This window comes from Dinghuibacter sp. (assembly GCF_035492835.1).
Taxonomy (GTDB): domain Bacteria; phylum Bacteroidota; class Bacteroidia; order Chitinophagales; family Chitinophagaceae; genus Dinghuibacter.
In genome coordinates this window covers 1-6,667 of record NZ_DATJIY010000251.1, presented here as the reverse complement: position 1 = coordinate 6,667, position 6,667 = coordinate 1, and the positions used below count along the sequence as shown (strand labels likewise).

Below are 6,667 nucleotides of genomic sequence, written 5' to 3'. Positions count from 1 at the left end.
ACAGAGAAAAAAAGGCCTGACCGGGCCTATTCTTGCGCCCACGCGCCGCGGGGCAAGCGCACAATGGCGGAGGGCATTTTCCCACCCGCGCGAAGCGCGCCAGCGTGACCGCATATAGCGGCGGCTAATCCTTCTTATCGTGCTTAATCCGCGTCTTCGGCAGCTTTTCCGCCTTTAGCGTCTCCGCCAATTTAACCGCGGCATACGCATTGACGATCCCCCCGGAAGTGCAGAGGTCGGAAAGGGACACGGAAGTCTCCGTCCCCGGAATAGTCACTTTCTCGTCGGGGGCGACAGCCGATTTCTCGATAATGTATTTGATCTGCTCCGCAGAAAACTGGGGAAAATACTCGCGGAGCAACGCTGCCACGCCGGCGACAACCGGTGACGCCATGGACGTTCCGTCAGCGAAATCGTATCCGTTATTGAGGACGGTGGAGTAAATCTTTACGCCGGGGGCAAAAACGTCGACGGACATCTTCCCGTAGTTAGAGAAGCTGGCGACCAGCCCCCCGATTTTGGCGTCGCCGGAAGCGCCGACGGTGATCCAGTTGGGGGCGGTTTCGGCGCCGTCCATGTAGACCGGGGTAGGGAAGTTATCGCTGGAATCCAGGTTGATGTGTTCGTTACCGGCCGCGTGTACCAGCAGGACGTCCTTGGAGGCCGCGTACTTCACGGCTTCATCGATCCATGCCTTTTGCGGCGAAAAACTCTTCCCGAAGCTCATATTGATCACCTTCGCCCCGTGGTCCACCGCATAGCGGATGGCCAGCGCGATATCCTTATCGTGTTCGTCCCCGTCGTCCACGACGCGGACCATCATGATCTGCGCATCGTCGGCGATCCCATCGATACCGATGTGGTTGGTGCGGTCGGCGGCGATGATCCCCGCGACATGGGTGCCATGGAAGATCGCGCTTCCCTGGAGGTCGTTGTTGCCGTAGAAGCGATCGTTGAAGTCGTAGTAGTTATCCTTTACGACTTCGCCCCGGAAGTCTTCCGGCGCCTTGTCCACCTCGTCGGCCTTCATTTCCTGGGACTCGTAGTATTCGTTGAACGCCTGGATCAGCGTGGTATTCAGCGCGCTCATCTGGTCGAAGCCCTTGAAAACGGCCATCATGACCCTTTTTGCCCGGGAAACCCCGTCGTTCGACGGGTTGTAGGTCATCAGGTCATTCCCGCTGTACTCGGTCTTATTCAGGGACAACCGGATGACGCTGTCCGCCATCGGGATGCTCTTGTACAGGGTCTTCAGCGCCAGGACCGTCATGCTGGCGCTGGCGGCTTCGGCTTCCAGCCGGCCTTTTACCTTTACCCATTCGGTATATTCCCACTTCTTTTCCGCGGTGGACGTGTCTACCGCCGCGCCGTTATCGTATTTCGCCTTCAGCTGATGATAGATCCTGGCCCCTTCGTAGCTGTCCTTGATGACCGAACGGCCGTCCTTGCCGCCCAGGAAGTTCCAACCCTCCACGTCGTCCACATAGCCGTCGTGGTCGTCATCGATGCCGTTCCCGGGGATTTCGCCGGGGTTGTGCCAAAGGACGTGCTTGAGGTCGTCGTGGGTGGTGTCGATACCCGAATCGATCACCGCGACCACGATCTTCGTGGGCTTTTTGCCCGCGCGTTCCAATTCCTGATATGCCTGTGAAAGGGAGATGCCGTTAAAGCCGTCTTTTTGCTTATCGAGCAGGTGCCAGCCCTTGAGGGAATCGTCGCCCACTTCCCGGGCGGAACCAACGGTCACCTGCGCCTGTGCCTGCGCTTGTACGGAAAAAGAAAAACACCCCAGGATCAATACCCACAGTACCGGTTTCAAAAACTTCATCATACGTCTTACATTGTTGATTGCGCCGAAGCGATTGTGCCGGAGCCCTCGCGGCACGGCAAGTCCCAAATTTACGGGTTAAAAGCCTGGACGGATGGATTATTGTGATGATTGGCGATTCTTTAACTATCCGGGAATTTACCTAGTTTTACCCCTTATGAGAAGACTCTTTTCCCTGCTGTGCGCCCTGGGCCTGTATTCTGCCGCCCACGCCCAGACGACCCTCCAATATGACCTTTCCTTCCCCGGTTACATGCACCACGAGGCCACCGTTGCCTTAACTGTCCACAACGCCCCAGCCGGCCCCCTGACCTTCAGGATGAGCCGATCGTCGACCGGCCGCTATGCCACGCACGAGTTCGGGAAGAACATATATTTTGTCGGCGCCCGTGACGCCTCCGGCAAAACCATACCCCTCCGCCAGGTCGACGGCGACGTTTATGAAGTCCCCGAGCACGGCGAGACCGTGACCATTGAATATACCCTCTTCGGCGACAGGGTCGACGGCACCTATGTCGGCATCGACCGCACCCACGCCCACCTGAACCCGCCCGGTACGCTCATGTGGCTCGTCGGCCAGGATAAGACGCCGATCAAGATAAGCTTTCACGTGCCCCCGGGGCTTAACTGGAAGGTGGCCACCCAGCTGGTCCCCACCGAAGACCCGTATACCTTTACCGCCCCGGGTCTGCAATACGTCATGGACTGCCCCACCGAGCTGTCGGACTTCCGGATGGCCGAATTCAGCGAGACCAACCCCGACGGCAAAAAACTGACGTTCCGCGTGGCGCTCCACGCCGACATCACCGACGACCTGTTCAAAACCCTCGTCGCCAATATGAAGCGCGTCGTGGAAGAAGAGGGAAAGGTCTTCGGGGAGTTCGCCTCATACGATTACGGCACCTACACCTTTATCATGGACGCCAACCCCTGGGACAACGGAGACGGTATGGAGCACCGCAATTCCACCTGTATCACCCTCCCGCTGGACAAGATCGACGCCGACCAGATGGACGAAGTCCTCGACGTGGTCGCCCACGAGTTCTTCCATTCCTGGAACGTAAAGCGCATCCGTCCGAAGGACATCGAGCCGTTCAACTACACCAAGTCCAACATGAGCGACTGTCTCTGGGTAGCCGAGGGTTTCACCCAATACTACGGCAATCTCCTGCTGGCCCGTGCCGGGTTCCGGCCCCAGCAGCAGGAGATCGGCCTGTTGGGCAACTACTATAATATTTTCCAGCAAAGCCCCGGCGTAAAATATTTTACGCCCGTTCAATCCAGCCGCCGCGCCGTGTTCACCGACGCCGGCGTTTCGATCGATAAGAACAACTTCTCCAACACCTTCCTCAGCTATTACCTCTACGGCGCCAACATCGCGTGTATCCTGGACCTCCACCTCCGTAAGGACTACCACAAAACCCTCGACGACTATATGAAGGCCCTGTGGCAGCACTACGGCAAGGTTGCCCACTGGTATGACGTCCATGACCTGGAAACGGCCCTGGCCGGTATCACCACCCAGGACTATGCCCATACCTTTTTCAGCGACTATGTCTATAGCAGCAGGCATGACGACGTAACGCCCTACTTCGCCGCCGAAGGTCTCCAGGTCGTCAACACCGCCGCCGGCAAGGCAGGGTGGGGGAACGTGACCTACGAAAGCGCGAACGGCCACCCCGTCGTCGGCCGCGGCTGCGTCAAGGGCACGCCCCTCTACGACGCCGGCATAGACGTAGGCGACGAAATCATTTCCCTGGACGGCCAGGCCATGCATTCGGGTTCGGACGTCAACACCTTCCTGGCAAACGAAGGCGCCGGCAAAACCGTCACCGTCGAATATACCAACCGTCGCGTACACGGCACCGTCACCGTAACGCTCGCCGAGAGCCGCCAGCTCGCGCTCAAGCCCATGGAAGGAGACTTCACCACCCAACAAAAAGCCTGGCTAGGCCCTCAATAATATGCCCGTCAAAGACCTCGTCGAACGCCTCCAGCTCCGCCCCCATCCCGAGGGCGGGTACTACCGCGAAACCTACCGCTCCCCGGGCCAGATCGCCCAAAATGCCCTCCCGCGGCGTTTTGGCGGCGACCGCGCCTATTCCACCTCTATCTACTTCCTCCTGGAGAGCGGCGACTTCTCCGGCTTCCACCGTATCCCCAGCGACGAGTGCTGGCACTTTTACGAGGGCGTCCCCCTCAACATCTACGTCCTTGAAACCAACGGCACGCTCAGCACCCTCCGCATCGGCCCTGGCAACTACCAGGCCGTAGTCGCTTCCGCCCATTGGTTCGCCGCCCGCCCCGCCGAACCCGACGGCCACAGCCTCGTCGGTTGCACCGTCGCCCCCGGTTTCGAATTCGCCGACTTCGAGATGGCCGTCGCCGACGACCTCGTCAAACAATACCCCGGCCACGAGTCGATCATCCGCGAGCTTTGCCGCAAATAGCGCGGCGCCGCCCCACGAATCTCGCGCCGCCGCCGTCCCACGCGCGCCGCCCCGGGTTTCCGGGTATCGATTTTTTTTGTATATTATTGTCCATAAGTATTCCATATGAGTGATGACTTTTGGTACTATGGGGATTACTATAGCGGTTACGAGGCCGGTAAACAACAGGCAAAAGCCGATGCAGCCTCGGATGGGTGTATAATGGCGGTATTGGGACTGATTATCGGGCTATTCGCACTTTTTATTTTATTTATGCCCGGTATTTTTTGCGCATACCTTATTTTGGAAGTGGCCAAAATACACTTGTATGCCGTAAACCCTTGGCGTTACATTAGTTTCCTGGCTGTCCTGACATACCTCATCGAATGTCTGATTTTCCTGTTGAAAGGCTGGAGCCTGTCCTTGAAGGAGCGACAGAAGGGGCTTTGGATGCTGTTGTGGGGTATTTGTTTTCTGTACTGCTTTGCGTTGCCATTGCTGATTGCCAGGAGCATGATCTTTTATGGATTCAAACCCGCCCCCCACCACCCGGTCGATACGCTGAACCTTATCAGTTGGATCGCCGGCGCTTTGCTGGGTTGGCTTGTCTATCGACGGTATCGTTTGAATGTCGATTCCGCTCCAAAGCTTATGAAATGGTCTTACCTCCTGGGCCGGCGGGCCTCCGCTTAAGGTCAAAAGTGAATTCACCGGGGCGGTGTCCGCAACTGAACGCGCCGCTGTACGCTTTTGAACACACGGCCCTATGACCCGTGTCTGAATATCAACGCCTTACGCGTCCGGCACGGCGCTGGCAAATCTTTGGCATTATCCATATCAAACACACAAACTCATGAAAAAGATTCTCGCCATCGCCGCCATCGCTCTTACAGCTGCTACCGCCAAAGCCGACACCAAAAGCATCAACGGCGCCAAGGTCAACAACAAGGCCGAAGCCCACTTTACCGAAAACTACAAAGGCGCCAGCGGTCTTTGGAACGTGGACGACAACTACGTCGAAGTACTTTTCTTCTGGAAGGACACCCTCATGGATTCGTTCTATGATAAGGACGGCAACCTGATCGGCACGTTCCACGACATCAGCGCCGACCAGCTGACGGAAAGGGCAAAAAGCAAGATCGCTTCCTGGTACAAGGGTTACCACATCGTCTCCGCATCCCTGATGCAACGCGACGACGACGACGACGTCACTTATGTAAAGATCGCCAGCGATAACCACATCCGCATCCTCCAGGTCGAGCAAAGCGGGGTGATCACTGAATACCAGACGATCCGTTAGGTTTAATAGTAAGATAATCTTCCCGGGGTTGCCGCATTCGGGTTTCATCCACACCTTTGAGCTTGTCCCATACACCAAAACACACCCGCTCCGCCTACGCTCTTAGGGCGACACGTGGCCATCAGCGGCCGGCATGCAACCCGAAAGCGGGCTATAGCTTAAAAATCTCGGCAAGCGACACGACGTGCGTTCCAGCAGAGAGCACACGCGGGGCCAAAGCCATTTTGGCGGCGAGCACGGGCGTCGGCATGGGACGGAATTTGCGAAGCAATCCCACTCCATTCAACAGGCGGAGCACGGCCGCGGCGACGCGCTCACCGGTGCGGTCGGTATCGCGCCGAAGCAGTAAACCGGGTCTGAAAATAATATAGCGTTCAAAAGAAAGTGCAGCAATACTTTCCTCCAAGGCGCCCTTTGCCCGGGAGTAGAAGACGCGACTGGTCGGGGAGGCGCCATAGGCAGACAATAAAACCATAGAAGAAACGCCGTTCTTTTTGGCCATCCCGGCAAACGTCAGCGGGATCTCGTAGTCGATGTGCCATTGCCTTCCTTTGGAACCGGCTATCTTCCGCGTGGTGCCCAAACAAGAAAACAGCACGTCTCCTTTTATATAACCGGATACGTCTTCCAGCCGGTCAAAATCCGTTACGACTTCCCGCAATTTCGCGTGCGTTTGCCCGGTGGGACGCCGTACAAAGACGGTAATCTCTGTATAACCCGGATCCTGCAACAACACCCGGACGAGGTCGTTGCCAGTGGCGCCCGTGGCGCCGATGATCAGTGCTTTCATATTTTAAAGGTAACGCTTTCGGGTGCGGGCAAGGCGGAGACAGGCGCTATAACACCCCGGACAGCAGCCGCGCCACGGACTCCGTAAACCGCGTGAGCTTGCCGCGCTGAAGCCAGCGCTCGCGATCCAGCTCTTCGGAATCCTTGAGGTCCTCCAGGAACTGCTGCTTCAGGTGCGCCGCTACCGCGCGGTCGTAGACGATGGCGTTTGTCTCGAAATTTAACTCGAAGCTGCGGTTGTCCATGTTGGCGGAGCCCACCATCGCCAGCGCGTCGTCCACCACGATCGTTTTGGCGTGGACAAACCCCCGGTTATATCGG

At 57.4% G+C, this 6,667-nt stretch carries 7 protein-coding genes; 4 read left to right on the top strand and 3 right to left on the bottom strand.

What is annotated here, in order from left to right; genetic code table 11:
• Positions 1–124 precede the first annotated feature (124 nt).
• Complete coding sequence (locus VL547_RS22470; RefSeq protein ID WP_325582205.1) at positions 125–1,831, bottom strand: S8 family serine peptidase; 1,707 nt, start codon at positions 1,829–1,831, stop codon at positions 125–127.
• Positions 1,832–1,985: 154 nt separating this feature from the next.
• Between VL547_RS22470 and VL547_RS22465 the strand changes: the two genes are divergently transcribed.
• The 4 genes from VL547_RS22465 to VL547_RS22450 all read left to right on the top strand — a co-directional run bounded on the left by VL547_RS22465 (position 1,986) and on the right by VL547_RS22450 (position 5,557).
• Complete coding sequence (locus VL547_RS22465) at positions 1,986–3,791, top strand: M61 family metallopeptidase (protein ID WP_325582203.1); 1,806 nt, start codon at positions 1,986–1,988, stop codon at positions 3,789–3,791.
• Position 3,792: 1 nt separating this feature from the next.
• On the top strand, positions 3,793–4,278 hold the full coding sequence (locus VL547_RS22460) for a cupin domain-containing protein (RefSeq protein WP_325582201.1): 486 nt from the start codon (positions 3,793–3,795) through the stop codon (positions 4,276–4,278).
• A gap of 288 nt (positions 4,279–4,566) precedes the next feature.
• Positions 4,567–4,950, top strand: a complete 384-nt coding sequence (locus tag VL547_RS22455; RefSeq protein WP_325582199.1) for a hypothetical protein — start codon at positions 4,567–4,569, stop codon at positions 4,948–4,950.
• 160 nt (positions 4,951–5,110) lie between these two features.
• Positions 5,111–5,557 carry a hypothetical protein gene (locus VL547_RS22450; protein WP_325582197.1) on the top strand — a complete coding sequence of 149 codons (447 nt, stop codon included), beginning with the start codon at positions 5,111–5,113 and terminating at the stop codon, positions 5,555–5,557.
• 151 nt (positions 5,558–5,708) lie between these two features.
• Here VL547_RS22450 and VL547_RS22445 read toward each other — a convergent pair whose 3' ends face one another.
• Positions 5,709–6,347: an NAD(P)H-binding protein gene (locus VL547_RS22445; protein ID WP_325582195.1), complete on the bottom strand. Its 639-nt coding sequence runs from the start codon at positions 6,345–6,347 to the stop codon at positions 5,709–5,711.
• 46 nt (positions 6,348–6,393) lie between these two features.
• A partial coding sequence (locus tag VL547_RS22440) for a phospholipase D-like domain-containing protein (protein WP_325582193.1) occupies positions 6,394–6,667 on the bottom strand: 274 nt, incomplete at its 5' end.

Excerpts from the sequence above, each read along its gene's own strand:
- VL547_RS22450 (WP_325582197.1), top strand. The coding sequence starts at position 5,111 with ATGAAAAAGATTCTCGCCATCGCCGCCATCGCTCTTACAGCTGCTACC.
- VL547_RS22465 (WP_325582203.1), top strand. The coding sequence starts at position 1,986 with ATGAGAAGACTCTTTTCCCTGCTGTGCGCCCTGGGCCTGTATTCTGCC.
- VL547_RS22470 (WP_325582205.1), bottom strand. The coding sequence starts at position 1,831 with ATGATGAAGTTTTTGAAACCGGTACTGTGGGTATTGATCCTGGGGTGT.
- VL547_RS22460 (WP_325582201.1), top strand. The coding sequence starts at position 3,793 with ATGCCCGTCAAAGACCTCGTCGAACGCCTCCAGCTCCGCCCCCATCCC.
- VL547_RS22445 (WP_325582195.1), bottom strand. The coding sequence starts at position 6,347 with ATGAAAGCACTGATCATCGGCGCCACGGGCGCCACTGGCAACGACCTC.